Below are 25,275 nucleotides of genomic sequence, written 5' to 3'. Positions count from 1 at the left end.
AAAAACAGATGATTAAACTAACTACCCAACAGCTTACTCAAATTTTAAATGCTAATCTTATTGGAGATGAGCAGGCCGTTGTTGAAAATATCAATACGGATACGCGTAAATCGGTATCTAACTCACTTTTCTTTGCCTTAAAAGGTGAGCATTTTGATGCACATCAATACTTAGATAAAGCCGTTGAGCAAGGTGCGACAGCCTTAGTTGTGCAACAAGCCAACACTCAAATTACAACGCCGCAATTGGTTGTTGAAGATACGCGCTTAGCTCTTGGTCAATTAGCAAAATGGTTACGTGAAAAAATTAATCCTCGTACCGTAGCAATGACGGGGTCATCAGGTAAAACTACAGTAAAAGAGATAACCGCATCCATTCTGCAACAAACAGCAGGCAATCCTGAGGCCGTGTTATTCACAAATGGTAATTTTAACAACGATATTGGCGTACCATTAACGTTATTACGCTTAACCGAACAACATAAATTTGCTGTTATTGAATTAGGTGCTAATCATCAAGGTGAAATTGATTACACCACGCATCTTGCTCAGCCTGAGGCCGCATTAGTGAATAACGTAGCAGCTGCACATTTAGAAGGTTTTGGCTCCATTGAAGGTGTAGCACGTGCGAAAGGTGAAATCTACCGTGGTTTAACCCAAAATGGCGTGGCGATTATTAACAGTGAACATAATTATATTGAATTGTGGCAAAAAGAAATTGGTTCCCATGCTATTCAATATTTTAATGGTGGCGATTACAAAGCTGAAAATGTAAAACATTCACCTAATGGCTCAACGTTTACGTTAGTTTCGCCAAAAGGTAGTATTGAAATTAATTTGCCTTATTTAGGTGAGCATAATGTAAAAAATGCGTTGGCAGCGACCGCACTTGCTATGAATGTGGGCGCGAGTCTTGCTGATGTAAAAGCAGGTCTTGAACATCGCTCTCAAGTAAAAGGACGCTTATTCCCGATTCAAGTGAATGAAAATCTCCTTTTATTAGATGATACTTACAATGCGAATGTCGATTCCTTGCAAGCGGCGATCGATGTTTTAAAAGGTTATGATGCTTTCCGCATTCTACTCGTGGGCGATATGAAAGAATTAGGCGAGGATAGCCTAAAATGCCATCAACAAGTGGGTGAGCACGCTAAACAAGCTAAATTAGATTTAGTGCTTTCTTACGGAACGGAAAGTGCGGTCATTTCTGAAGCTGTTTTGGGAAAACATTTTACAGATAAAGCTGAATTGACAGCTTATGCGTTAGATATTATTAAACAGAAATTACAAGAAAACCAAAAAGTCGTCGTATTAGCGAAAGGCTCGCGCTCAATGAAAATGGAAGAGACGATTTATTCATTAAAGGATAGCTTATGTTAGTTTGGCTTGCTGAATACTTAGTTCGCTATGAAACGGCATTCAATGCCATTTCCTATATTACCGTACGTGCGATTTTGGCATTATTGACCGCACTTTTCATTTCTTTATGGATTGGTCCGAAAGTGATCAAACGCCTTCAAATTTTAAAATTTGGGCAAGAAGTGCGTAATGACGGTCCTGAAAGTCACTTTGCGAAAAAAGGTACACCAACTATGGGCGGTGTGATGATTTTATTCTCCATTGGTGTGAGTACTTTATTGTGGGCCAACTTAGCGAATCCTTATGTTTGGATTTGTTTGTTTGTATTGTTTGGTTATGGTGCAATTGGCTTTGTAGATGATTTCCGTAAAATTACACGTAAAAATACCGATGGTTTAATTGCGCGTTGGAAATATTTCTGGATGTCAGTAGTCGCATTAGTGGCGATCATTTGGTTGTATTGGTTAGGTCATGATACAGATGCAACTCGTTTAGTGATTCCATTCTTCAAAGATATCATGCCGCAATTAGGCCTATTCTATATTGTGTTGTCTTACTTTGTGATTGTGGGCACAGGCAATGCGGTAAACTTAACCGACGGTTTAGATGGTCTTGCGATCATGCCAACAGCGTTAGTCGCGGGTGCATTTGCTTTGATTGCTTGGGCGACTGGTAACGTTAATTTTGCAGAATACTTACATATTCCTTATATCAAATATAGTTCTGAAGTCGTGGTGTTCTGTACCGCAATCGTAGGCGCGGGCTTAGGATTCTTATGGTTTAACACTTATCCGGCTCAAGTCTTTATGGGTGATGTAGGTTCTCTAGCACTTGGTGGCGCACTCGGTGTTGTTGCCATCCTTGTTCGTCAAGAATTCTTATTAGTGATTATGGGCGGTGTATTTGTTGTTGAAGCCTTGTCTGTAATTTTACAAGTGGGTTCCTACAAATTAAGAAAGCAGCGTATTTTCAGAATGGCACCAATTCATCATCACTTTGAATTAAAAGGTTGGCCAGAACCAAGAGTGATTATTCGGTTTTGGATTATATCCTTGATGTTGGTGTTGATGGGGCTTGTAACGCTCAAACTAAGATAATTTTTGTAGGGTGCACTTGTTGCACCCTGCGTGATCCCAGAATACGAGAGAAGAAAAACAACATGACAACTCTATATCAAAATAAAACTATCACCATCATAGGCCTTGGAAAAACAGGCCTTTCTTGCGTTGAATATCTTCAATCTCAACAAGCGAATATCCGTGTGATTGATACACGCGAACATCCTGCTGGCGCAGAGCAATTACCTAAAAATGTTCCTTTACACACAGGTAGTCTAAATCAACAATGGTTACTTGAAAGCGATACTATTGTCATTAGCCCAGGACTCGCGGTAAAAATACCAGAAATTCAGACCGCACTTTCGGCAGGCGTAGAAGTGATTGGCGATATTGAATTATTCTGCCGAGCAGCAACGAAGCCAATTGTAGGAATTACTGGTTCTAACGGTAAAAGCACCGTGACAACATTGGTCTATGAAATGGCGAAAGCGGCCGGAATAAAAGTGGGAATGGGGGGAAACATTGGCATTCCTGCGTTGTCATTATTAAATGAAGATTGTGATCTTTATGTCTTAGAACTTTCCAGTTTCCAACTTGAAACCACTTATAGTTTGAAAGCGGCTGCAGCGACAGTGCTTAATGTGACTGAAGATCACATGGATCGCTATGTTGATTTAGAAGATTATCGCCAAGCCAAATTGCGTATTTACCACAATGCGGAAACAGCAGTAGTGAATTTAGAAGATAAACTCACGTTTGGCGAAGGTGAAAATCAAGCTAAGAAGGTTGTGTCTTTTGCTGAAAATCAATCGGATTACTGGTTAAAAACCGAAAATGGTAAACAGTACTTAATGGCGAAAGAGGAAGTGATTTTACCTTGTGATGAAGCGACCTTAGTTGGCCGTCATAATTACATGAATATTTTAGTGGCGACAGCGTTAGCGCAAGCAGTAGGCATAAATTTAGAGGCAATTCGTACCGCACTTCGTCAATTTAAAGGCTTAGATCATCGTTTCCAATTAGCACATCAAGCTAATGGCGTTCGTTGGATTAATGATTCCAAAGCCACTAATGTAGGTAGCACCGTTGCAGCATTAGCGGGTTTATATGTTGAGGGAACGTTACACCTTTTATTAGGTGGTGATGGTAAAGGTGCAGATTTTTCTGAATTAAAGGATTTAATCAATCAGCCTCATATTTCAACATATTGCTTTGGTCGTGATGGCAAACAACTCGCGACACTTTCAAGTCAAAGCCATTTGTTTGAAACCATGGAACAAGCCATTTCATTTTTACGTCCACATTTAAAATCAGGCGATATGGTGTTATTATCTCCTGCTTGTGCAAGTTTGGATCAGTTTGCCTCTTTTGAAAAACGTGGCGAAGAGTTTACTCGTTTAGCAAAATTAGCTTAAAGAATCAGGGTAGTAATGGAATTTATCAATAAAATTAAACAAAATTATGAACAATGGGCGAGAGTGACGCCGCAAGGATTACTTTACGATCGCGCATTGTTTTGGCTTTTTGTCGTGCTATTACTGATTGGTTTGGTGGCGGTAACTTCTGCTTCGATGCCTTACAGTGCACGCGTATTTAATGATACATTCTATTTTGCTAAACGTGATGCCGTTTATGTCTTACTTTCTTTAGCGACTTGTTATTTAACTCTCCAAATTTCTTCTTCTCAATGGGAAAAGTGGCACGCTAAAATTTTCTTATTAGCCATTGTTTTATTAATACTGGTTCTCGGTATCGGTACTTCTGTTAATGGTGCTAAACGTTGGATTTCTTTAGGGATTTTAAATTTCCAGCCTGCGGAATTTGCCAAGCTAGCGCTAACCTGTTTCCTAGCAAGCTATTTTACGCGTCGTTATGATGAAGTGCGTGGTAAAAAATTCAGTGCGGTTAAGCCTTTCATTGTGATGGGGGTATTAGGTGTATTCTTACTCGCTCAACCTGACTTAGGGAGTACCGTGGTACTATTTGTGATCACTTTCGGTATGCTTTTTATTGTCGGTGCAAATTTTTGGCAATTTATTTTGCTAATTGGTACAGGCATACTTCTCTTTATTTGGTTAGTTCTTTCAGCCTCTTATCGTTTAAAACGGTTTACCGGTTTCTTAGAGCCGTTTAAAGATCCTTACGGAACAGGATTCCAGTTAACGAATTCATTGATGGCGTTTGGTCGTGGTGAAATTAGTGGGGAAGGACTGGGTAACTCCATTCAAAAACTTGATTATCTTCCTGAAGCACATACTGACTTTATCATGGCGATTATTGGTGAAGAATTCGGTTTTATTGGTATTTTGGTGGTTGTGATTCTCTTGGGGTTATTGATTTTCCGTGCGATGAAAATTGGACGTGAATCTCTCATATTAGAACAGCGTTTCCGTGGCTTTTTTGCTTTAGGTATTAGTTTCTGGATTTTCTTCCAAGGTTTCGTCAATCTTGGCATGGCCTTAGGAATGTTACCAACAAAAGGTTTAACTTTCCCATTAGTGAGTTACGGTGGTTCAAGTATCATTATTATGTCAGCAACTGTGGGAATTTTATTGCGTATTGACCATGAAAATAGATTACAACGTGGTGGTCAAGCACGTTTGAGAGATGATTAGGGATATTTATGAGTAAAAAATTATTAGTTATGGCGGGTGGTACTGGTGGACATGTTTTCCCTGCCATCGCGGTTGCTCAAACCTTACAAAAAGAAGGTTGGGAAATTTGCTGGTTAGGCACAAAAGATCGAATGGAAGCACAGCTTGTACCAAAACATGGTATTCCGATCCGTTTCATTCAAATTTCAGGGTTACGTGGTAAAGGCATAAAAGCTTTACTCGGTGCGCCTTTTGCTATTTTAAGAGCGGTACTACAAGCTCGTAAAATTATTCAAGAATATCAACCTAATGCGGTATTAGGTATGGGCGGGTATGTTTCAGGTCCAGGTGGTATTGCGGCAAAACTTTGTGGCGTGCCGGTTATTTTACATGAACAAAATGCCGTAGCGGGCTTAACCAATGAATGGTTAGCTAAAATTGCAACCCGAGTTTTACAAGCTTTTCCAACAGCATTCAAAGATGCCGAAGTTGTAGGAAACCCAGTTCGCCAAGATTTATTTGAAATGCCATCACCACAAGCACGTTTTTTAGAAAGAAGCGGAAAATTGAGAGTACTTGTCGTGGGTGGAAGCCAAGGGGCTCGCGTACTCAATCAAACGATTCCACAAGTGGTTGCTCGTTTGGCAGATAAACTAGAAGTGCGTCATCAAGTAGGTAAAGGTTCTGTTGAAAGTGTGACTGCACTTTATGGTGAACATGCAGATTCGGTCAAAATTACAGAATTTATTGATGATATGGCAGAAGCCTACGCATGGGCTGATGTGGTGATTTGTCGTTCTGGTGCCTTAACAGTATGTGAATTAGCTGCAGTGGGGACTCCAGCAATTTTTGTGCCATTCCAGCACAAAGATCAACAACAATATTTAAATGCAAAATATCTTGCCGATGTCGGTGCAGCAAAAATCGTTCAGCAAAATGAATTAAATGCGGATGTGTTAGTTGATTTCTTAGAAAAAACAGATCGTGAAACCTTGTTAGCGATGGCGATTAAGGCAAAAGAAATGTCAGCACCATTAGCGGCTAAACGTGTAGCTGATGTCATTGTAGAGAATGCGAAATAAGAACAGAGAAGTTGAGGGATAGTAAATAAAAACCCTTAACCTAAAAGTGCGGTTAAAAATAAAGGTGAAATAATATGAAACATATTTCGGACGAGATTAGAAAAATTATTCCTGAGATGCGTCGGGTTCAACAAATTCATTTCATTGGTATCGGCGGTGCCGGTATGAGTGGGATTGCCGAAATTTTATTAAATGAAGGTTATGATATCTCTGGTTCTGATATTGCAGATGGTGTCGTGACTCAACGTCTTGCTCAAGCTGGCGCAAAAATTTTCATTGGCCACCAAGCGGAAAATGTGAAAGGGGCAAGTGTCGTTGTTGTATCAAGCGCGATCCATGAAGATAACCCAGAATTAATCGCCGCTAAACAAAATCGTATTCCCGTGATTCAGCGAGCACAAATGTTAGCTGAAATTATGCGTTTTCGTCATGGTATTGCAGTTGCGGGTACCCATGGTAAAACCACAACTACTGCCATGATTTCGATGGTGTATACTCAAGCGAAATTGGATCCAACTTTCGTTAATGGTGGTTTAGTTAAATCAGCCGGTAAAAATGCGCATTTAGGTGCAAGTCGCTATTTAATTGCAGAAGCAGATGAAAGTGATGCGTCTTTCCTACACTTGCAACCAATGGTTTCTGTGGTAACCAATATTGAACCGGATCATATGGATACGTACGGTGGTGATTTTGAGAAGATGAAAGCCACTTATGTGAAGTTCTTACATAACTTACCATTCTACGGTTTGGCGGTGATGTGCGCAGATGATGCGGTATTAATGGAACTTGTTCCTCAAGTTGGACGCCAAGTGTTAACCTATGGTTTCAGCGAGCATGCTGACTATCGTATTGAAGATTATGAACAAACGGGTTTCCAAGGTCATTACACCGTAGTTTGCCCAAGTGGTGAACGTATCAATGTATTATTGAATGTACCAGGTAAACACAATGCGTTAAATGCGACAGCCGCACTTGCTGTGGCAAAAGAAGAAGGCATTGGCAATGAAGCGATTTTAGAAGCGCTTGCTGATTTCCAAGGTGCGGGCAGACGTTTCGACCAATTAGGTGAGTTTATTCGTCCAAATGGTAAGGTACGCTTAGTAGATGATTATGGCCATCACCCAACAGAAGTTGATGTAACAATTAAAGCGGCACGCGAAGGTTGGGGGGATAAACGTATAGTCATGATCTTCCAACCTCACCGTTATTCACGTACTCGCGATTTATTTGATGAATTCGTGCAAGTATTATCCCAAGTGGATGCATTGATTATGTTAGACGTGTATGCGGCAGGTGAAGCACCAATCGTCGGTGCAGATAGTAAAGCACTTTGTCGTTCTATTCGTAATCTAGGAAAAGTCGATCCAATTTTAGTTTCTGATACGGAACAACTTGGCGATGTATTAGATCAAATTATTCAAGATGGTGATTTAATTCTTGCCCAAGGTGCGGGAAGTGTAAGCAAAATTTCTCGTGGTTTAGCTGAGCGTTGGAAAGCATAAGTACACTGAAAAATAACCGAACTTTTGATGAAGAATAAAAAGAAAACAGGATAAAACAATGAATTTAAAACAAGAAAAAATTGCTGTGTTGTTAGGTGGCACATCAGCTGAACGTGAAGTTTCTCTTAATTCTGGCGCAGCCGTGTTAAACGCATTAGTGAGCCAAGGTTATAATGCACATGGTATCGATCCTAAAGAATATAATGTCGCGAATTTAAAGGCTGATGGTTTTGATCGTGTCTTTAACATTTTACATGGTCGTGGTGGTGAAGATGGCACCATGCAAGGTTTATTAGAACAAATCGGTTTGCCTTACACTGGTTGTGGCGTGATGGCTTCAGCATTAACCATGGATAAAATGCGTACTAAAATGTTATGGAAAGCCTTTGGTTTACCTGTTGCCGATATGGAGATCGTGACGAAAGAAAACGCTCACGAACTAAACCCACAAGCTGTGGTCGAAAAATTAGGTTTACCCTTGATGGTTAAGCCATCTCTTGAAGGTTCAAGTGTGGGTTTAACGAAAGTAAAAGCAGTCGAAGAATTAAAAAGTGCGGTCGATTATGCACTCAAATTTGATAACACCATTTTGATTGAAGAGTGGTTAGCGGGTGATGAATTAACTGTGCCTGTTTTAGGTGGCGAAGTATTGCCTGCTGTTCGCATTGTGCCAGAAGGTGAGTTTTATGATTACGATGCGAAATATATTTCAGATAACACTCAATATTTTTGCCCTGCCGGCCTTTCAGCTGAGCGTGAGCAAGAATTAGCGAAATTAGTTAAACGTGCTTATGATGTTGTGGGTTGTCGTGGCTGGAGCCGCATTGATGTGATGACTGATGCACAAGGTAATTTCCGTTTAGTCGAAGTAAACACAAACCCTGGCATGACAAGTCACAGTTTATTCCCTAAATCTGCGTCAACAGTCGGCATTTCATTTGAACAACTCGTCGTGAAAATTTTGGAGTTGAGTGCGTAATGAATGTAATTAAGCGCAAAAATACACCGCCAACGCAATTTGGTCGCTCATCTAACGGAGAAGGTAAGTTCCGTTTTATGTTGCAGATTAAACTTGCTTTGGTGTTACTTTGTGCGGGGCTAGGGTATTTCGTTTATTCAAACTGGCAAAATTGGCTCGAAAGCTTAGACGGTGATAGAAAAATTACAGCCTACGCATTAGTGGGCCAAAATGAATTTACCACTTATCCAGATGTGCAAGACGTATTACTCAAAATGGGTTCACTTAAGGGCTTCTGGGGACAAGACGTTAAGCAAATTCAAGAGCAGCTTGAAACGATCCCTTGGGTAAAAGGTGCGGTAGTTCGCAAAATTTGGCCAAATCGTTTAAGTATCTGGTTATCAGAATATCAGCCAGTCGCCATTTGGAACAAAACAGAGTTCGTCACAAAAGAGGGAACAGTTTTCCAATTGCCGATGGATAAGTTAAAAGAAAAAGCTTTACCTTATTTAGGTGGTCCTGATTATCAAAGCTTGAAGGTCTTAGAGGCTTGGAATCAAATTTTCGCCGATTTTAAAGCCAAAAATTTAGTGGTTAAAGGTGTGCGAATTGATGACCGCGGTGCGTGGCAAGTTACGCTAGATAATGATATAGTATTGAAACTTGGGCGCGGAGATTGGAAACCAAAATTAGATCGATTTGTAACGATTTACCCACAAATTGAAGTGCCTGAAGGTAAACGAATTGATTATGTAGATTTGCGCTATGCATCTGCATCAGCGGCGGTTGGATTGACAGAGAAATAAAAATAATTCATTAGGTGTAATAAGAAAATGGGAAAAGAGTTGGAACCGAAAGTAATTGTAGGTCTTGAAGTTGGTACATCAAAAGTTGTTGCTGTCGTTGGGGAAGTGCTTCCTGATGGCGTAGTAAATGTACTTGGCGTGGGTAGTTGTCCATCGAAAGGGATTGATCGTGGCAGTATTACTGATTTAGATGCCGTTGTTAACTCTATCCAACGTGCTATTGAAGCGGCTGAATCAATGGCTGATTGCCAAATTATGAGTGTGACTCTTGCAATTACGGGTGAACATATTCAAAGCCTGAATGAGAGCGGTTTCGTTGCTATTTCTGAAAATGAAGTGACTCAAGAAGAGATTGATGATGCTTTACACACAGCAAGCTCAGTAAAATTACCTGAAGGCCTTTCTTTATTACACATTATTCCTCAAGAATACGCGGTAGATAAACAAGTTAATATTAAAAATCCATTAGGTCTACACGGTGTTCGTTTGAAAGCAAATGTACACCTAATCGCTTGTCACCAAGACTGGCAAAATAACTTGAAAAAAGCGGTTGAGCGTTGTGGATTACAAGTTGATAAAGTGGTGTTCTCCGGCTTTGCAGCAACACATTCTGTTTTAACTGAAGATGAAAAAGATTTAGGCGTGTGCTTAATCGATTTTGGTGCGGGTACTATGAATGTGATGGTTTATACCAATGGTTCATTACGCTTTAGCAAGGTTATTCCTTATGCTGGCAATATTGTCACTAATGATATTGCTCATGCATGCACCGTTTCTCGTGCAGAAGCCGAACGCATTAAAGTGAACTATGCAAGTGCATTGTATCCAGCTCGCCTACATGGTGATAAAAAAATTGAAGTAGCAAGTATTGGTGGGCGAGCGCCACGTGCTTTAACAAAAAGTGATTTATCTTTAATCACTTCAGCAAGATATATTGAACTATTAGGCGTTGTTAAGGACGAATTAGATAAGCTTAAAGCAGATTTAGAAAGCAAACATATTAAATTTGAATTAATTGCTGGTGTCGTTATTACCGGTGGTGGTGCACAAATTGAAGACTTAAAAGATTGCGCTTCGAATGTATTTGGTTGCCAAGTGCGTATTGGTAGTCCATTGAATATTACAGGCTTAACGGATTATGTAAATCGCCCGCAATATTCAACTGTAGTCGGATTACTACAATATCATCACCAAAATAGTGATAATGATCCTGTAGATAGTAACTATGGTGATGAAGGTGTTGGTAGAAAATTCTGGAAAGGCCTTAAAAATATTTTCAACAAAGTGAAATCAGAATTTTGATAATTTTGACTTTTTCATTTACAATGAGAAAGATTTAACTTTTATTAATATGCTAGCAGAGTATTAGCAGTAACGGAGAACAGCAAATGTTATACCCAGAGTATGGTGATTTTGAAGAGCAAACAGGTGCACTGATTAAGGTTGTCGGTGTTGGTGGAGGCGGCGGTAACGCAGTTAACCACATGGTTGCTAACATGGTGCAACAAGAATTCAATGGTAATTTCTTGGGCGAAAGTGCAATTGATAGCGATGAGCACGGTAAGATCGTGTTCTATGCGGTGAATACCGATGCACAAGCATTACGCAAAAGCCAAGTTCAACAAACTGTACAAATTGGTGGGGCAACAACGAAAGGTCTTGGTGCGGGCGCAAACCCAAATGTAGGTCGTAAAGCGGCTGAAGATGACCAAGAAGAAATCCGTAAAATGCTTGAGGGTGCAGACATGGTCTTTATCGCAGCCGGTATGGGCGGTGGTACAGGTACTGGTGCGGCACCAATCGTTGCTAAAGTAGCGAAAGAATTAGGCATTTTAACTGTTGCTGTTGTTACTAAGCCATTTAGCTTTGAAGGCAAAAAACGTATGCAATTTGCTGAATTAGGGATTAAAGATCTTTCACAATATGTGGATTCAATGATCATTATTCCTAACCAACAAATCCAAAAAGTTCTCCCTAAAAATGCAACGTTAATTGATGCTTTTGCTGCTGCAAATGACGTATTACGTAACTCTGTTATGGGTATCTCCGATATGATTACCTCTCCAGGTTTAATCAACGTGGACTTTGCAGACGTAAGAACAGTTATGTCGGAAATGGGCCAAGCAATGATTGGTTTCGGTTCAGCTCAAAGTGAACCAGGTGCGGGTCGTGCAGAAGAAGCAGCACGTCTTGCAATTAAAAATGATTTATTAGAGAAAGTCGATCTTTCTAACGCTAAGGGTATCCTTGTTAATATTACCTCAGGTATGGATCTCGGCTTTGACGAATTTAACGTGGTAGGTGACACAGTAGGTAGCTTTGCATCAGAAGACGCAACTATCGTAGTAGGTACCAGTTTAGTTCCTGAAATGAGCAATGAAATTCGTGTAACGATCGTTGCGACAGGTTTAGGTGATGTAGTTTCAGCAGAGCCTGTAGTGATTGCTCGTCCTCAAGCGACAGTGCAACAAGCTCAAGTTCAACAACCTGTAGCGCAAGAAACGATTCAACCACAACCGCCAGTTGGTTTACATGGTTTAGATGCATTAAGACATAATCCACAACCAGAACCAGCACAGGAACAAAATTCGCAATACGGTAACTTAAATAAACCGCTTGATCCAAGTCGTTTAGAACAGTTAAGAAATAATCCTAATTTCTTCAATCCGGCATCATTTGGTCGTGATGAGAAATAAGAGTAAAAGTAATCTTGTTGTGAATCAATAAGGTAAAAGAGATGATTAAACAAAGAACATTAAAACAAAGCATTAAAGTCACAGGTGTAGGCTTACATAGCGGTAAAAAAGTAACATTAACGTTGCGCCCGGCTATGCCGAATACTGGCGTGATTTACTGCCGTACCGATCTTAATCCGCCGGTGACTTTTCCTGCGAATGCGGATTCAGTGCGTGATACGATGCTTTGTACTGCACTTGTGAATGAACAAGGTGTGCGTGTTTCAACCGTAGAGCACTTAAACGCAGCATTAGCAGGTTTAGGTATCGATAATATTATTATTGAAGTTGATGCACCTGAAATTCCAATCATGGACGGTAGTGCAAGCCCATTCATTTACTTGCTTTTAGACGCAGGTATTGAAGAACAAAATGCACCGAAGAAATTTATTCGTATTAAGAAAAATGTACGAGTAGAAGACGGTGACAAATGGGCAGAATTCAAACCTTATAATGGTTTCCGTTTAGATTTCACAATCGACTTTGATCATCCTGCGATTAGTAAAAATGTACGTAATTACGTGATGGATTTCTCAGCACAAGCATTCGTACATCAAATTAGTCGTGCAAGAACCTTTGGTTTCATGAAAGATATTGAGTATCTTCAATCTCAAGGTCTTGCATTAGGCGGTAGCCTAGATAATGCCATCGTATTAGATGATTACCGTATCTTAAATGAAGACGGATTACGCTTCAGAGATGAATTAGTTCGTCATAAAATGCTTGATGCGATTGGCGATCTTTATATGTGTGGCTATAACATCATCGGTGATTTCAAAGCTTATAAATCTGGTCACGGTTTAAATAACAAGCTACTCCGTGCTGTACTTGCCGATCAGGACGCGTGGGAATTTGTTACTTTTGAAGATAAGAAACAAGTTCCACAAGGTTATGTTGCGCCTGCGCAGGTACTCATCTAACAATGTTTTGTTGAAAAGCTATACTTCTTTCGGGAGTATAGCTTTTTTATTTCCCATCTTGCTCTGTTATTTTTGTTTTCTGCGAAGGTAAAGAGCGGTCAAAAATAGAGGTGCTTTTTATTATGAAAAAATTATTTACCGTGCTTCCTCTTGTGCTAGCAACTTCTGCGGCAATGGCATATGAACAAGATAAAACCTATCAATTTACCATATTACACACCAATGATACGCACGGACATTTTTGGCCGAATGCTAAAGGTGAATATGGCTTTCCTGCACACAAAACAATTGTTAATCGCGTAAAAGCTGAAGTCGAGCAAAAAGGTGGCTCACTCGTTTTATTAAATGCAGGTGATTTTAATACTGGTGTACCTGAGTCAGATATGCAAACAGCAGAACCTGACATTAAAGCAATGAATGCAATAGGCTATGAAGCAACCGTATTAGGTAATCACGAGTTTGATAATCCATTACAAATTCTTGATATGCAAGAAAAATGGGCGAATTTCCCATTCTTATCTGCAAATGTGATTAACACCAAAACAGGTAAAACCTTAGTTAAGCCTTATACCATTTTAAATAAACAAGATCTTAAAATTGCTGTGGTTGGTTTAACCACAGAGGATACTGCAAAATTAGGTAACCCAGAATATCTTCACAATGTGAAGTTTGAAGATCCAACAACAGTAGCAAAAGCCACATTAAAAGCGCTAAATGAAAAAGTTAAGCCCGATGTAAAAATCGCTTTAACACATATGGGCTATTACTATGATGCGAAACATGGGTCAAATGCGCCTGGTGATGTAAGTCTTGCACGTAATTTAGATAAAGGCGCATTCGATATGATTATCGGTGGTCACAGCCATGATCCGATTTGTGTGGATGACAAAGGTGTATGGATTAAAGATTATCAACCAACTCAGCCATGTAAACCGGATTTCCAAAATGGTACTTGGATTATGCAAGCATTTGAATGGGGTAAATACGTTGGTCGAGCTGACTTTGAGTTCAAAAATGGTGAATTAAAATTAGTGAATTATCAATTAATTCCAGTGAACTTGAAGAAAAAAGTGAAAAAAGAAGATGGCAAAACAGAATATGTGAACTATGCCGAAGAAATTCCACAAGATCCAGAAATGGAAAAACTTTTAAAATCTTACCAAGATAAAGGTGATGCTTTATTAAGCCAAAAAGTGGGTAAACTAAATGGTAAGTTAGAAGGTGATCGTACCATTATTCGTTTTGAACAAACTAACCTTGGTCACTTAATTGCAGAAGCACAACGCCAAAAAGCGAAAGCAGACATTGGTATCATGAACTCAGGTGGTATTCGTGATTCTATCCAAGAAGGTGATGTGACTTATAAAGACATTTTAAAAATCCATCCATTTGGTAACATTGTGAGCTATTTTGAATTAACCGGTAAAGAATTATTGGATTATTTAAATGTGGTGGCATTGAAAGAAGTAGATTCTGGTGCCTATGCACAATATTCAGGTATCAGCATGACAGTGAATCGTGCGGATAAGAAAGTTGAAAATGTGAAAATTCAAGGCAAACCATTGGATTTAAATAAAATTTACCGTATTTCTGTACCAAGTTATAATGCTGCAGGTGGAGATGGTTATCCGGTTATGACCAAAAATCCAACTTTTGTTAATACAGGTTTTATTGATGCGGATGTTTTAAAAGAATTTTTTGAGAAAAATTCACCTATTAATGCGGAGAAATACATCCCTCACAATGAAGTAACCTTTAAATAAGGAATGAAATGGCATTAGATTTATCAGAAATTCGTCAGCAAATTACGCAAATTGATCGCAGCTTGTTAAAGCTGCTTTCAGAGCGTCACCGCCTGGCATATGATGTGGTGAGAAGCAAAGAGGTCACGCAAAAAGCGTTGCGTGATTTAGAGCGTGAACAACAGCTCTTACAAGAGCTTGTGCAATTTGCTGAAAGTCAAAATTATCAGCTTGAACCACAATATATTACGTCAGTCTTCCAAAAGATCATTGAAGATTCTGTGCTCACACAGCAAGTGTACTTGCAGAAAAAGCTCAATGAGCAACGAGAAGAAACGTTACATATTGCTTTCTTAGGCAAGCGTGGTTCTTACTCTAATTTGGCTGCGCGTAATTATGCGGCTCGTTATAACCAGCAGTTTGCTGAAATCAGTTGTGATTCCTTTGCTCAAATTTTTGAAAAGGTCGAAAGTGGAGAAGCTGATTATGGTGTACTGCCTTTAGAAAACACCACGTCAGGTGCAATTAATGAAGTTTATGATCTGCTTCAACATACTACCTTATCTTTGGTGGGCGAGTTGGCTTATCTTATCAAGCACTGTGTTTTAGTGAATGAGCAAGATGATTTAAGCAAAATTGATACGCTTTATAGCCATCCACAAGTGATCCAGCAGTGTAGTCAATTTATTCAAAGTCTTGAGCGTGTGCATATTGAATTCTGCGAAAGTAGCTCTCATGCAATGCAGCTCGTGGCAAGCTTGAATAAACCGAATATTGCGGCATTAGGCAATGAAGATGGTGGTAAACTTTATGGCTTACATGTGTTAAAACATAATATTGCTAACCAAGAAAATAACATTACGCGTTTCATCGTAGTGGCAAAACAAGCTCGTGAAGTTTCACCACAAATCCACACGAAAACCTTATTGTTGATGACTACATCGCAACAAGCGGGTTCTTTAGTGGACGCCTTACTTGTGTTTAAAAAGCACGGTATTAATATGACCAAGCTTGAATCTCGTCCTATTTATGGCAAACCTTGGGAAGAAATGTTCTATTTAGAAATTGAAGGAAATATTCATCATCCAGATACCCAAATTGCCTTGGAAGAGCTTAAGCAATTCAGTAATTATCTGAAAGTGCTTGGTTGTTATCCAAGTGAAATAGTGAAACCTGCGAAGGTATAATGAAAATAAAAAAGAGCGGTCGATTTAAAACAACGTTAAAATCGACCGCTCTTTTTATTGGGAATTCTTAAGCTTTTTTCAAGAACTCTGATTTCAACATGATTTTGCCACAATCGACGTTGTGATCACCGTTGACTAAACGGATGTTTTTGAATTTAGTGCCTTTCTTCAACACTTCAGATGAACCTTTTAATTTTAAATCTTTAATTAAAAGCACATCATCACCATCGGCTAATAAATTACCGTTGCTGTCTTTGACAATCAGTTGATCTTCATCGGCTTCAACTGCTTCGTTACCATTCCACTCATTGCCACAATCAGGGCAAATAAAATTCACAGAATCATGATAAACATATTCACCTTTACATTTTGGGCAAGCTGGCATTTGATCCATTTCTTTTTCCTTCTTTATCTGATTTAAGCAAAGTATAATGCGCACGGAGTATAACAAAAAAGTGACTATTCGCCAAAAAATGGGCATTTCACGGAATTTATGAGGTATTTATGAAAAAAATCATGCTTTTGAGCGCTGTGATGGGGAGTTTAATCTCAGCCAATACATTCGCTCACAATATTCAACCTAATCAACTTTTAGCCAATGTAACGGTTTCGGATAAAGGCGAAATCACTTTAAATGGCAATGATGTAGCGTATAAATCGTGGAGCTCAACGGCATTACCTGGCAAAGTCCGTGTGATTCAGCATATTGCAGGCAGAAGTGCGGCAAAAGAGAAAAATCAAGCGATGATCGAAGCCATCAAAGCAGCTCATTTTAACCAAGCCAAATATCAAACCACGACGATTATTAATGCAGATGATGCTGTTGTGGGCACAGGCATGTTTGTGAAAAGTAGTGCAGAAAAAGGCAAAAAAGAAAATGCCCACAGCCAAGTGATTTTAGATGATAAAAGTGCGGTCAAAAATGCATGGGGATTACGTGAAAAAGACAGCGTGATTATTTTGCTTGATAAAACCGGCAAGGTGCAATTTGTGAAAGAAGGTAAATTGACGGATGATGAAGTCAAGGAAGTCATTTCACGAGCAACAGCGTTAATGGCGAAGTAATATAGCAATAAGCGGAAGTTGTCTTCCGCTTTTTATCCTTTGAAATCCTTCATTAATTTTCTCAATGTGCCACAATTTCGTTGAAATTTACGGCAATGTGTACAGATGGCAAGATGCAAATTGAGCCCAATTTTTTCTTTAGTCATTAATGAGCGTTCTTGTGCATCTGAAATGAGGCGAGTCGCTTGGCGACATTTCATAAAGTCACTCCTTAAAGTTTATGAGATAAGCAGTTTTGAAGTTGTAAGCGGGCACGATAGAGTGTCGTGTGCAAGTTACTTATGCTTAATTGATTTTCTTGGCAAATTTCTTCAGAAGATAATTCCAAAAACTCTCTCATCATAAAAATCTTGGCTTGTTTGGCTGGCAGGCAAGTTAAGCAAGTTTCAAAAATCAGCCAGAATTCTTCAGAATAGACCGCACTTTCGCTCAGTTCGAGATCGAGTGGAGAATGTTCAGCTTTCCAGTGTCCACCTTCATCAAAGAAATGATTAGTTTGTTCTTCATCTTCAATTTCGGTTTCTAGCACTAATTTGCCTTTCTGGCGAAGAAAATCAATGATTTTATTTTTTAAGATAGCAAAGACCCAGGTCTTAAATGCCGCTTGTCGTTTAAATTGCTCAAGATGGTTAAATGCACTTAAAAAACTCTCTTGCACCAAATCTTCAGCTAATACAGAATCGCCCACCTGTAATGTGGCAAATTTCAGCATTTGCTCTCTAATTTGAGCCAAGTCTTTATTGGAAATTCCAGTTTCCATATTTTTTCCTTGAAAAAAGTGTAAGAAATAGATTTCTCATTCGTCTAATGATAATGAAAGGGGAAACCTTTCCATCCAATGCTAATTATTCACAAATTAAGGAAGATTCAAAATGAAAAATATTACTGCAAAAACAACCTTTACTGCTATTGCTGCACTTTTCTTCGCAACCAGTCTTTATGCGACCGATATGAAATCTAATGAAATGTCGATGGCAAAAGATTCCATGCCGATGACAAAAGACGCTATGCCGATGACAAAAGACGCTATGCCGATGACAAAAGACGCTATGCCAATGCAAAATGACAAAATGGCATCTGATGGGATGATGAAATCTCATGATATGAAATCTCACGACATGAAAATGGATAATATGAAATCAGAAGGAATGAAATCTGATGATATGAAAACAAAAGAAATGAAAGCAAAAGAAATGAAGAAAAAAGCAAAAACAATGGAAAAACCGAAAATGTAATGCTTTCTTCTTAAAAGAAAAACTGCGGTCAATTTGACCGCAGTTTTTGTATCAAAGTGAGATTATTGTTTACGCCACGTCGTGCCGTTAGGGCCGTCTTCTAACACAATTCCCATTGCAGTGAGTTCATTACGAGCCGCATCTGCAGCAGCCCAATCTTTAGCAGCACGCGCTTCGTTGCGTTATTTGATGAGCGCTTCAATTTTTGCGACTTCATCATCGTCAGAGCCCGCTTGTAAGAATTTTTCTGGATCTTGTTGAAGTAAACCTAAGATACCCGCTAATTCACGTAAACGAGCAGCAAGACCATTGGCTTTTTCTGTATCTTCAGTTTTCAATTTATTGATTTCACGAGCCATTTCAAATAGGACAGAAAGAGCGTTCGGCGTATTGAAATCATCGTCCATCGCTTGCCCCAAGGTTATATAGTCGCCCTCTTGCATCCATTCATATTTAAAGCTGCGAAACCAACGCTCCATTGGGGCATTATCCCAACAGTTACCTCGGCGACTCATACTTTGGGATAAAGCACTTCAGCATTAATCCAATTCACCCAGGTGTTTTCCAATAATGGAATTAAGGGAGTGCTATCTTCAACAACTGTATTTAAGGCAGATAATACCTCTTCTAAAGACGAAGGTTGTTCTTGTATATAACTTAATAGCCAAAAGTCAAGTTCAGATAAGCGTTGTTGCAGAATATTAAAATCGCTATCCCGCCATATAACAGCTTGCATAGGGTTTTCATCAAATTGTTTAAAATCGCTTGATAAAAAATCGACTTCATAGCTTTTTAAATAAGCTGCATCAGATAACTGCATTACGCTATACTTATTCCACTCAAATTTTTCAGGTACTTTTGCTAAAGAAACTTCTGCAAGTAATTGAGTATTTTCAAAATCCATCAATGCCAGTATATTGGCGTCAAAACTCTCTTTTTCTTGACAAAATAAGAGAAATTCTCCAGCAATATCTTGAAAATAAGGAGAATGTGATTTTCCTGTTAATACAAACATTTCTTTTGTCTGAGACCAACTCTCAGCAGAAACGTGTTTAGGCGCTTCAACAAAACAACGGTCAATAAAACCAAAGATGTTATTTCGAACTAAACGAGCATAAACAGCAAGGCGATTCGGAGCATAACCATTTAGAGGTTGAGCATGAGCCAATCGAACTGCTGTGGCAAGTGCTTTTTGTGTTTCAATAAGCGAAGGTTTAGGCTGCATAGGATATTACCTCTTTTTGAGCATATTTTTGCTGTAGTTGTGCAATATGTTCAACTTCAGCATAAAGTTCTGCAAATGGAGGGAAATTGAAATCACGCTCTAATAATGTTGGCGGAATGGCAGGTAGTCGTTGATAGGCATATTCTAATAAATCCCACACAGTACCTTTTACTGCCTCACCGTGCGTATCAATTAATAACTCTGGTAAATGGCGATATGCCCCTTTTATTTTATTAAATGATTCTCCTTCTAAATCCTCCACAACTTGTGCTGCAGAATGTTCTTCGTCGTGTCCTGCAATATGAATGTAATTGACACGTTTCACATCTACTTGATCTAAAAAAACATAAGGATCAAGTAAACCGTGATTGACGCCATTTACATAAATATTATTCACATCTAAATGAATACCACAATCCGCTTCTTGTGCAATAGCATTTAAAAATTCTACTTCATTCATTGTGCTGGTGGGAGAGTGTAAATAATAAGAGGTGTTTTCTAATGAAATTTGTAATCCTAAAAAATCTTGCACATAGCGGATTCTCTGTGCTACGTGTTTTACAGCTTCTTCAGTAAATGGCATAGGTAATAAATCATATAAATGCCCTTCACATTCACAATAACTCAAATGTTCAGAAAAAAATGTCGAATTATATTGAGTCATTAATGCTTTAGTATTTTTTAATAACTCGCGATCAAGTGGTGCTTGCCCGCCTAATGAAAGTGATAGTCCGTGTACCGCAAGTGGATATCTTTCAGCGGCTTGATCAAATTTATAACGAGCAGCTCCTCCCATTTTTACCCAATTTTCTGGCGCAACTTCCATAAACTGAATCGCATTATTTGACGATAAATTCAAAAAATCATCCGCTAAATCTCGACGATACCCTAATCCTGCACCTTGTAACATAATTATTTACTCCTTTTAATACAACACTGGCGTAAATTTACACCAGTGTTATGTATGGCATCTAGATTTAAATACGATTATTTAGAACCGCATTTACCTTCACCACATTTACCTTCTGCAGCTTTTGGTTTGCTCGCACCACATTTACCTTCTGCGGCTTTCGTTTCGTTTGCACCACATTTACCTTCTGCAGCTTTTGTTTTCACACATTTATCGCCTACACAAGGTGTTGCAGCTTTATCCATACTGCTTGATTTTGGCTCAGCGTGTGCAACAGTGGCTACTGTCATCGTTAATGCTCCTGCTAATGCGGCTAAAGTGGATAATTTTTTCATTTAAATCTCCTAGAATTTGATATTGAATATATAGTTAGAGAAATTTCAACCAGCTTTTAGTTGGATAAACCTTCTTAATAAGCGTGTCTAAAGAGAGTTTCCCTGCTCCCTGCGTAATTAAGATTAATAAAGTTACCACATAAATTAAGGGTAATTTATAACCATTATCACAAACGTTATAACCTGAATCGGCGTGAATGCTATACCACGCGACAGAGATTAAAATCGTTAAACTTAATGCACTAAAACGTGTTAGCACCCCAAATATCAGCAAGAATGGGAAAATTAATTCAGATCCCATTGCAACGTGCCAATTAATATCGGCTGGAATAAGATTAAATGGAAAAGGAAAACGATCTTGTATTTCAGTAAACCAATTTTGACCATTCCATTTTTCTAACCCTGCCTCTAAAAATTCCCACGCAAGAAAAAAGCGTAAAATCAATAAACTTACGCCGCTGCTGATACCTTGCATCTTACAATCTTTCATTTTTTCCTCTGATTGATTACCTATTTTATGAAACTATTTAGTTCATTATGGTAGGAAATGCTTCCTAGTTATTCTATTAGTCGGAGATAAGCCTTTTTTCTTACACTTTTTTTCAAAAAATTGAAAATATTATTTTTTGTAAAAATGCAGATAACATTAAGGGCTAAGATTCTAATAATCTTCGCCCTTTTATCTTTTACTGATTAATGTAGTGATCAGCTAATTCAACAGTCCCCGATAGGTTTTTTTTGTTAAAACAGGCGCCAAACCTTGATTGTAACGATGTGGGCGAACAAAATTGTAATACATCACATAATCTCTCACATCGTCCATCGCTTGCCCCAAGGTTAGATAGTCGCCCTTTTGCATCCATTCATATTTAAAGCTGCGGAACCAACGCTCCATTGGAGCATTATCCCAACAGTTACCTCGGCGGCTCATACTTTGAGTTACCTGAATGAAGGTTGAGCGGAATAGCTACACCTTGAGTTTGAAAAAATGGAAAATTGATGTGAAAAATTGCGAGATTATTGTTTACGCCACGTCGTGCCGTTGGCTCCATCTTCTAACACGATACCCATTGCCGTAAGTTCATTACGTGCCGCATCTGCTGCAGTCCAATCTTTAGCGGCACGGGCTTCGTTTCGTTGTTTGATAAGCGCTTCAATTTTTGCGACTTCATCATCGTCAGAGCCAGCTTGTAAGAATTTTTCTGGATCTTGTTGAAGTAAACCTAAGATACCCGCTAACTCACGTAAACGCGCAGCAAGACCATTGGCTTTTTCTGCATCTTCAGTTTTCAATTTATTGATTTCACGCGCCATTTCAAATAGGACAGAAAGGGCATTCGGTGTATTGAAATCATCGTCCATGGCTTCACGGAAGGCTTCCACAAAATTTTCACCGCCAAAAGCAACTGCACTTTGATCTGTACCACGTAAAGCAGTGTATAAACGTTCTAATGCACCTTGTGCTAAGTTCAGGTTTTCTTCGCTGTAATTGAGTTGGCTGCGATAGTGTGCCGTTAGTAAGAAATAACGCACCGCTTCTGCATTGTAGTGGTTTAATACATCACGAATAGTGAAGAAGTTGCCGAGGGATTTCGACATTTTTTCTTTATCTACCATAATCATGCCAGAATGGATCCAATAATTCACATATTGGCCGCCATGAGCACAGCAAGATTGCGCAATTTCATTTTCGTGGTGTGGGAACATTAAATCAGAACCACCACCGTGAATATCAAAATGTTCGCCAAGTTGTTTGCAGTTCATCGCTGAACATTCAATGTGCCAACCTGGACGACCAGCCCCCCATGGGGATGGCCAGCTTGGTTCGTTTTCTTTCGACATTTTCCAAAGCACGAAATCCATTGGATTTTTCTTGATTTCATTAATTTCAATGCGTGCGCCCGCTTGTAATTGGTCGAGATCTTGGCGTGATAATTTGCCGTATTCCTTAAAGCTTTCCACATCAAACATCACATCGCCATTGTCTGCAACATAAGCATGACCACGTGCAATCAGTTTTTCCACAATCTCAATAATTTCAGGAATATGATGTGTCGCACGAGGTTCAAAATCTGGACGTAATACGTTTAATGCATCAAAATCTTTATACATTTCTTGCACCATACGATCTACAAGTTGATCGCAGGTTTCTTTGTTTTCTAATGCACGTTTAATGATTTTATCGTCCACATCTGTGATATTACGCACATAAGTCAAATCGTAGCCTAAAGAGCGTAAATAGCGAGCAATCACATCAAAACACACAAAGGTACGGCCGTGGCCAATATGGCATAAATCGTAAACGGTCACGCCGCACACATACATACCCACTTTTCCTTCATGGATAGGTTTGAAAACTTCTTTTTCTCGAGTGAGGGTATTAAAGATCTTTAACATATTTTTTCTCTTCTGATTGGAATCCGACCGCACTTTTTCTGCTCATGGTGGCACTTTCTCGCCATTTGTGGAATAATGAATGCCTTAATTTTCAAGAGGAAAACAACATGGTTACATTACACACAAATTTTGGCGATATTAAAATTAAACTTGATTTTGATAAAGCGCCAATCACCGCAGAAAACTTTTTAAATTATTGTAAAAACGGTTTCTATAATAACACAATTTTCCACCGTGTTATTGATGGATTTATGATCCAAGGCGGTGGTATGGAAAGCGGAATGCGTGAAAAAGCAACAAACGCACCGATCCAAAATGAAGCTAATAATCGTTTAAGCAATAAACGTGGCACAATCGCCATGGCTCGTACCTCTGATCCACATTCTGCAACGGCACAATTCTTCATTAACGTGGCAGATAATGACTTCTTAAACTACCGTTCAAAAGAGATGTTTGGCCGTGAAGTTGTGCAAGAATGGGGCTATGCCGTATTCGGTGAAGTGGTTGAAGGCATGGATGTGGTTGATAAAATCAAGAAAGTAAAAACCGGTAATAAAGGCTTCCACCAAGACGTTCCAACAGAAGATGTAGTGATTACATCCGTTTCTGTAGAATAATTAATTCGGTGTGTGGATGCGTAATCTGCACACCTTTTTCTTAAGTGAAATAACGCGATGCCTTTCTTCGATACACATACCCATCTTGATTATCTTCATCATGATACTGGTGAGCCATTAGCTCAGCTGGTGGATAACGCTAAGCAAGCTGATGTGCAGAAAATCTTGATTGTGGCGGTAAAAGAGTCGGATTTTAAAACGATTCAAAATATGACCGCACTTTTCTCTGAGCATCTTTATTGTGGGCTTGGGTTGCATCCTCTTTATATCAAAGAGCATCAAGAGCATGATTTAGAGATATTGGATGCGGCATTATCTGTTCGTAATCAAAATTGTACAGCCGTAGCAGAAATAGGCTTAGAATGTGCGATTCCCGATTTATTAACCGATGAATTATGGCAAAAGCAACAACATTTTTTTGAAAGCCAACTTTATCTAGCGAAGAAATACAATCTGTCGGTCAATTTACATAGCCGAAAATCCCATGAGCAATTATTCCGTTTTTTAAAACAAGCCAATTTACCAAAATGTGGTGTCGTGCATGGTTTTTCTGGAAGTTATGATCAAGCTAAACGATTTGTGGACTTAGGGTATAAAATTGGCGTAGGCGGTACCATTACTTATGAACGTGCAAATAAAACCCGCCAAGCGATTGCGAAGTTGCCATTAGAGGCGTTGGTGTTAGAAACAGATACACCAGATATGCCAGTGTTTGGCTTTCAAGGGCAACCTAATCGACCAGAGCGGATTGTTCACACCTTTGAGGCGTTATGTCATTTAAGAAGTGAAAATGCTGAAGTGATCAAAGAAACGGCTTGGCAGAATAGCTTAATCTTATTCGGTTAAACCTTAAAACGGTAAATCACTTGATTGGCTGAACCGCGCCAAACCAAGCTTGGGTCAGCCTGTTCTTGTATAAATTTTCCATCAATGAGCACGTCAATATAAGGCAACATTTGACGTTGATAATCATTAAGTTCATCCAGTTTATAACCCGTCCACACCCAAATGTCCTTATCGGGACATTCTTTTTTGACACGTTGAACAAAAGGAAGTAAGGCTTCAACATTACGAGGATGCATCGGATCTCCACCAGAAAGCGTGAGCCCTTGACGTTTAATGCGCGTATCTTTTAAATCATTGATGATCTGTTGTTCCATCGCCTCATCAAATAATACACCATTATCAAAAGACCAGCTCTTTTGGTTGTAGCAACCACGGCAACCATGCGTACAACCGCTAACGAAAAGGGTACAACGGGTGCCTTCGCCATTTACAACATCGGTAGGGTAGTATTGGAGATAGTTCATGGTTTTACCTTAAAAGTGCGGTTGATTTTCTCGTCAAATTCACTGAATTGATAAATTAACCTTTGCAATACAGGGCCAATTCTTGCATAATAGCCCACCTAATCGCATTGCGATATCAATGGAAATCTTCTCGGTCTCTCGCAACGGTGTCCGGTTTACTCGGTCAGGTTCGGAAGAAAGCAGCCAAAGTCGGAATTTCTGTGTGCCGAGAATAAGCTGGGAAGATTTCCACCCAACTT

General features: G+C 39.2%; 26 protein-coding genes, 1 other RNA gene and 2 pseudogenes. 18 read left to right on the top strand and 11 right to left on the bottom strand.

All coding sequences use genetic code 11. The annotated features are described in order from the left end of the window. Positions 1-8 precede the first annotated feature (8 nt). The 13 genes from murF to QP437_RS03900 all read left to right on the top strand — a co-directional run bounded on the left by murF (position 9) and on the right by QP437_RS03900 (position 15,942). Positions 9-1,379 carry a UDP-N-acetylmuramoyl-tripeptide--D-alanyl-D-alanine ligase gene (gene murF / locus QP437_RS03960; protein ID WP_285267019.1) on the top strand — a complete coding sequence of 457 codons (1,371 nt, stop codon included), beginning with the start codon at positions 9-11 and terminating at the stop codon, positions 1,377-1,379. Further along, positions 1,373-2,455, top strand: a complete 1,083-nt coding sequence (mraY, locus tag QP437_RS03955; protein ID WP_014065029.1) for a phospho-N-acetylmuramoyl-pentapeptide-transferase — start codon at positions 1,373-1,375, stop codon at positions 2,453-2,455. The genes murF and mraY overlap by 7 nt, the downstream gene beginning before the upstream one ends. A gap of 62 nt (positions 2,456-2,517) precedes the next feature. Continuing rightward, positions 2,518-3,831: a UDP-N-acetylmuramoyl-L-alanine--D-glutamate ligase gene (gene murD, locus QP437_RS03950; RefSeq protein WP_285267018.1), complete on the top strand. Its 1,314-nt coding sequence runs from the start codon at positions 2,518-2,520 to the stop codon at positions 3,829-3,831. Positions 3,832-3,846: 15 nt separating this feature from the next. Then, positions 3,847-5,031 (top strand): putative lipid II flippase FtsW, encoded by a 1,185-nt coding sequence (gene ftsW, locus QP437_RS03945; RefSeq protein WP_285267017.1) that lies wholly within the window; start codon positions 3,847-3,849, stop codon positions 5,029-5,031. 8 nt (positions 5,032-5,039) lie between these two features. Next, positions 5,040-6,092, top strand: coding sequence for an undecaprenyldiphospho-muramoylpentapeptide beta-N-acetylglucosaminyltransferase (gene murG, locus QP437_RS03940; RefSeq protein WP_285267016.1), 1,053 nt, complete (start codon positions 5,040-5,042; stop codon positions 6,090-6,092). Positions 6,093-6,166: 74 nt separating this feature from the next. Next, the gene (gene murC / locus QP437_RS03935; protein WP_111314998.1) at positions 6,167-7,594 is read left to right on the top strand and encodes a UDP-N-acetylmuramate--L-alanine ligase; all 1,428 of its coding nucleotides are present in this window, start codon (positions 6,167-6,169) and stop codon (positions 7,592-7,594) included. Between the two features lie 58 nt (positions 7,595-7,652). Beyond that, complete coding sequence (locus QP437_RS03930) at positions 7,653-8,573, top strand: D-alanine--D-alanine ligase (protein ID WP_032822683.1); 921 nt, start codon at positions 7,653-7,655, stop codon at positions 8,571-8,573. Next, positions 8,573-9,358, top strand: coding sequence for a cell division protein FtsQ/DivIB (locus QP437_RS03925; protein ID WP_014065035.1), 786 nt, complete (start codon positions 8,573-8,575; stop codon positions 9,356-9,358). Before QP437_RS03930 ends, QP437_RS03925 begins: the two co-directional genes overlap by 1 nt. A gap of 27 nt (positions 9,359-9,385) precedes the next feature. After that, the gene (gene ftsA, locus QP437_RS03920; RefSeq protein WP_065244312.1) at positions 9,386-10,660 is read left to right on the top strand and encodes a cell division protein FtsA; all 1,275 of its coding nucleotides are present in this window, start codon (positions 9,386-9,388) and stop codon (positions 10,658-10,660) included. A gap of 86 nt (positions 10,661-10,746) precedes the next feature. After that, entirely contained in the window at positions 10,747-12,054 is a 1,308-nt protein-coding gene (gene ftsZ, locus QP437_RS03915; protein WP_014065037.1) for a cell division protein FtsZ, read from the top strand. 41 nt (positions 12,055-12,095) lie between these two features. Then, complete coding sequence (gene lpxC / locus QP437_RS03910) at positions 12,096-13,013, top strand: UDP-3-O-acyl-N-acetylglucosamine deacetylase (RefSeq protein WP_197541809.1); 918 nt, start codon at positions 12,096-12,098, stop codon at positions 13,011-13,013. A gap of 122 nt (positions 13,014-13,135) precedes the next feature. Further along, the gene (gene ushA, locus QP437_RS03905; protein ID WP_285267015.1) at positions 13,136-14,776 is read left to right on the top strand and encodes a bifunctional UDP-sugar hydrolase/5'-nucleotidase UshA; all 1,641 of its coding nucleotides are present in this window, start codon (positions 13,136-13,138) and stop codon (positions 14,774-14,776) included. Between the two features lie 8 nt (positions 14,777-14,784). Then, complete coding sequence (locus QP437_RS03900; RefSeq protein ID WP_285267014.1) at positions 14,785-15,942, top strand: chorismate mutase; 1,158 nt, start codon at positions 14,785-14,787, stop codon at positions 15,940-15,942. Between the two features lie 67 nt (positions 15,943-16,009). On the opposite strand, the gene QP437_RS03895 is transcribed toward QP437_RS03900, so the two are convergent. Further along, the gene (locus tag QP437_RS03895; RefSeq protein WP_049370107.1) at positions 16,010-16,336 is read right to left on the bottom strand and encodes a zinc ribbon domain-containing protein YjdM; all 327 of its coding nucleotides are present in this window, start codon (positions 16,334-16,336) and stop codon (positions 16,010-16,012) included. Between the two features lie 110 nt (positions 16,337-16,446). Here QP437_RS03895 and QP437_RS03890 point away from each other — a divergent pair, with 110 nt between their 5' ends. After that, positions 16,447-17,007, top strand: coding sequence for a YtfJ family protein (locus tag QP437_RS03890; RefSeq protein ID WP_049366223.1), 561 nt, complete (start codon positions 16,447-16,449; stop codon positions 17,005-17,007). A 32-nt stretch (positions 17,008-17,039) separates the two neighbouring features. On the opposite strand, the gene QP437_RS03885 is transcribed toward QP437_RS03890, so the two are convergent. After that, positions 17,040-17,207, bottom strand: coding sequence for a zf-HC2 domain-containing protein (locus QP437_RS03885; RefSeq protein ID WP_049366225.1), 168 nt, complete (start codon positions 17,205-17,207; stop codon positions 17,040-17,042). An 11-nt stretch (positions 17,208-17,218) separates the two neighbouring features. Beyond that, a complete protein-coding gene (locus tag QP437_RS03880; RefSeq protein ID WP_049366227.1) occupies positions 17,219-17,767 on the bottom strand; it encodes a sigma-70 family RNA polymerase sigma factor in 549 nt (182 codons plus the stop codon). A gap of 112 nt (positions 17,768-17,879) precedes the next feature. Here QP437_RS03880 and QP437_RS03875 point away from each other — a divergent pair, with 112 nt between their 5' ends. Beyond that, entirely contained in the window at positions 17,880-18,242 is a 363-nt protein-coding gene (locus QP437_RS03875) for a hypothetical protein (RefSeq protein WP_285267013.1), read from the top strand. Between the two features lie 62 nt (positions 18,243-18,304). On the opposite strand, the pseudogene QP437_RS03870 reads toward QP437_RS03875, so the two are convergent. The 7 genes and pseudogenes from QP437_RS03870 to cysS all read right to left on the bottom strand — a co-directional run. Next, positions 18,305-18,769 (bottom strand): annotated as a pseudogene (locus QP437_RS03870) (DALR domain-containing protein); the annotation flags it as partial. Next, entirely contained in the window at positions 18,754-19,467 is a 714-nt protein-coding gene (locus tag QP437_RS03865) for a DUF2063 domain-containing protein (RefSeq protein ID WP_285267012.1), read from the bottom strand. The pseudogene QP437_RS03870 and the gene QP437_RS03865, both read right to left, overlap by 16 nt. Beyond that, a complete protein-coding gene (locus tag QP437_RS03860) occupies positions 19,457-20,377 on the bottom strand; it encodes a DUF692 domain-containing protein (protein ID WP_285267011.1) in 921 nt (306 codons plus the stop codon). Before QP437_RS03860 ends, QP437_RS03865 begins: the two co-directional genes overlap by 11 nt. Before the next feature lie 77 nt (positions 20,378-20,454). After that, positions 20,455-20,712, bottom strand: coding sequence for a hypothetical protein (locus QP437_RS03855; RefSeq protein ID WP_070583295.1), 258 nt, complete (start codon positions 20,710-20,712; stop codon positions 20,455-20,457). Between the two features lie 34 nt (positions 20,713-20,746). Then, a complete protein-coding gene (locus QP437_RS03850) occupies positions 20,747-21,187 on the bottom strand; it encodes a DoxX family protein (protein ID WP_005699852.1) in 441 nt (146 codons plus the stop codon). A gap of 234 nt (positions 21,188-21,421) precedes the next feature. Continuing rightward, a pseudogene (locus tag QP437_RS03845) lies at positions 21,422-21,658 on the bottom strand (integrase core domain-containing protein); the annotation flags it as partial. A gap of 71 nt (positions 21,659-21,729) precedes the next feature. After that, positions 21,730-23,109: a cysteine--tRNA ligase gene (gene cysS / locus QP437_RS03840; protein WP_265470221.1), complete on the bottom strand. Its 1,380-nt coding sequence runs from the start codon at positions 23,107-23,109 to the stop codon at positions 21,730-21,732. Between the two features lie 107 nt (positions 23,110-23,216). Here cysS and QP437_RS03835 point away from each other — a divergent pair, with 107 nt between their 5' ends. Next, complete coding sequence (locus tag QP437_RS03835; RefSeq protein ID WP_005699853.1) at positions 23,217-23,726, top strand: peptidylprolyl isomerase; 510 nt, start codon at positions 23,217-23,219, stop codon at positions 23,724-23,726. A 57-nt stretch (positions 23,727-23,783) separates the two neighbouring features. Then, entirely contained in the window at positions 23,784-24,572 is a 789-nt protein-coding gene (locus tag QP437_RS03830) for a TatD family hydrolase (RefSeq protein WP_285267010.1), read from the top strand. On the opposite strand, the gene nrdG is transcribed toward QP437_RS03830, so the two are convergent. Then, entirely contained in the window at positions 24,569-25,036 is a 468-nt protein-coding gene (gene nrdG, locus QP437_RS03825) for an anaerobic ribonucleoside-triphosphate reductase-activating protein (protein ID WP_285267009.1), read from the bottom strand. The genes QP437_RS03830 and nrdG overlap by 4 nt on opposite strands. Before the next feature lie 127 nt (positions 25,037-25,163). On the opposite strand from nrdG, the gene ffs reads away from it, so the two are divergent. Continuing rightward, positions 25,164-25,262: signal recognition particle sRNA small type (gene ffs / locus QP437_RS03820), an RNA gene on the top strand. Positions 25,263-25,275: the final 13 nt, after the last annotated feature.

Origin of the sequence: Haemophilus sp. UMB1048, assembly GCF_030218125.1 — a bacterium.
Classification (GTDB): Bacteria; Pseudomonadota; Gammaproteobacteria; order Enterobacterales; family Pasteurellaceae; genus Haemophilus_D.
The sequence above is the reverse complement of the archived record's forward strand: the minus strand, read 5'-3'. Positions and strand labels throughout refer to the sequence as shown.

What these genes read in the sequence shown, in the direction of transcription:
- QP437_RS03885 (WP_049366225.1), bottom strand. Translation starts at nt 17,207, where the DNA reads ATGAAATGTCGCCAAGCGACTCGCCTCATTTCAGATGCACAAGAACGC.
- QP437_RS03890 (WP_049366223.1), top strand. Translation starts at nt 16,447, where the DNA reads ATGAAAAAAATCATGCTTTTGAGCGCTGTGATGGGGAGTTTAATCTCA.
- nrdG (WP_285267009.1), bottom strand. Translation starts at nt 25,036, where the DNA reads ATGAACTATCTCCAATACTACCCTACCGATGTTGTAAATGGCGAAGGC.
- QP437_RS03895 (WP_049370107.1), bottom strand. Translation starts at nt 16,336, where the DNA reads ATGGATCAAATGCCAGCTTGCCCAAAATGTAAAGGTGAATATGTTTAT.
- cysS (WP_265470221.1), bottom strand. Translation starts at nt 23,109, where the DNA reads ATGTTAAAGATCTTTAATACCCTCACTCGAGAAAAAGAAGTTTTCAAA.
- QP437_RS03880 (WP_049366227.1), bottom strand. Translation starts at nt 17,767, where the DNA reads ATGGAAACTGGAATTTCCAATAAAGACTTGGCTCAAATTAGAGAGCAA.
- QP437_RS03835 (WP_005699853.1), top strand. Translation starts at nt 23,217, where the DNA reads ATGGTTACATTACACACAAATTTTGGCGATATTAAAATTAAACTTGAT.
- ftsZ (WP_014065037.1), top strand. Translation starts at nt 10,747, where the DNA reads ATGTTATACCCAGAGTATGGTGATTTTGAAGAGCAAACAGGTGCACTG.
- QP437_RS03860 (WP_285267011.1), bottom strand. Translation starts at nt 20,377, where the DNA reads ATGTTACAAGGTGCAGGATTAGGGTATCGTCGAGATTTAGCGGATGAT.
- QP437_RS03930 (WP_032822683.1), top strand. Translation starts at nt 7,653, where the DNA reads ATGAATTTAAAACAAGAAAAAATTGCTGTGTTGTTAGGTGGCACATCA.
- QP437_RS03875 (WP_285267013.1), top strand. Translation starts at nt 17,880, where the DNA reads ATGAAAAATATTACTGCAAAAACAACCTTTACTGCTATTGCTGCACTT.
- mraY (WP_014065029.1), top strand. Translation starts at nt 1,373, where the DNA reads ATGTTAGTTTGGCTTGCTGAATACTTAGTTCGCTATGAAACGGCATTC.
- QP437_RS03925 (WP_014065035.1), top strand. Translation starts at nt 8,573, where the DNA reads ATGAATGTAATTAAGCGCAAAAATACACCGCCAACGCAATTTGGTCGC.
- QP437_RS03855 (WP_070583295.1), bottom strand. Translation starts at nt 20,712, where the DNA reads ATGAAAAAATTATCCACTTTAGCCGCATTAGCAGGAGCATTAACGATG.
- QP437_RS03900 (WP_285267014.1), top strand. Translation starts at nt 14,785, where the DNA reads ATGGCATTAGATTTATCAGAAATTCGTCAGCAAATTACGCAAATTGAT.
- ftsW (WP_285267017.1), top strand. Translation starts at nt 3,847, where the DNA reads ATGGAATTTATCAATAAAATTAAACAAAATTATGAACAATGGGCGAGA.
- murF (WP_285267019.1), top strand. Translation starts at nt 9, where the DNA reads ATGATTAAACTAACTACCCAACAGCTTACTCAAATTTTAAATGCTAAT.
- QP437_RS03865 (WP_285267012.1), bottom strand. Translation starts at nt 19,467, where the DNA reads ATGCAGCCTAAACCTTCGCTTATTGAAACACAAAAAGCACTTGCCACA.
- QP437_RS03830 (WP_285267010.1), top strand. Translation starts at nt 23,784, where the DNA reads ATGCCTTTCTTCGATACACATACCCATCTTGATTATCTTCATCATGAT.
- QP437_RS03850 (WP_005699852.1), bottom strand. Translation starts at nt 21,187, where the DNA reads ATGCAAGGTATCAGCAGCGGCGTAAGTTTATTGATTTTACGCTTTTTT.
- lpxC (WP_197541809.1), top strand. Translation starts at nt 12,096, where the DNA reads ATGATTAAACAAAGAACATTAAAACAAAGCATTAAAGTCACAGGTGTA.
- murC (WP_111314998.1), top strand. Translation starts at nt 6,167, where the DNA reads ATGAAACATATTTCGGACGAGATTAGAAAAATTATTCCTGAGATGCGT.
- murG (WP_285267016.1), top strand. Translation starts at nt 5,040, where the DNA reads ATGAGTAAAAAATTATTAGTTATGGCGGGTGGTACTGGTGGACATGTT.
- ftsA (WP_065244312.1), top strand. Translation starts at nt 9,386, where the DNA reads ATGGGAAAAGAGTTGGAACCGAAAGTAATTGTAGGTCTTGAAGTTGGT.
- ushA (WP_285267015.1), top strand. Translation starts at nt 13,136, where the DNA reads ATGAAAAAATTATTTACCGTGCTTCCTCTTGTGCTAGCAACTTCTGCG.
- murD (WP_285267018.1), top strand. Translation starts at nt 2,518, where the DNA reads ATGACAACTCTATATCAAAATAAAACTATCACCATCATAGGCCTTGGA.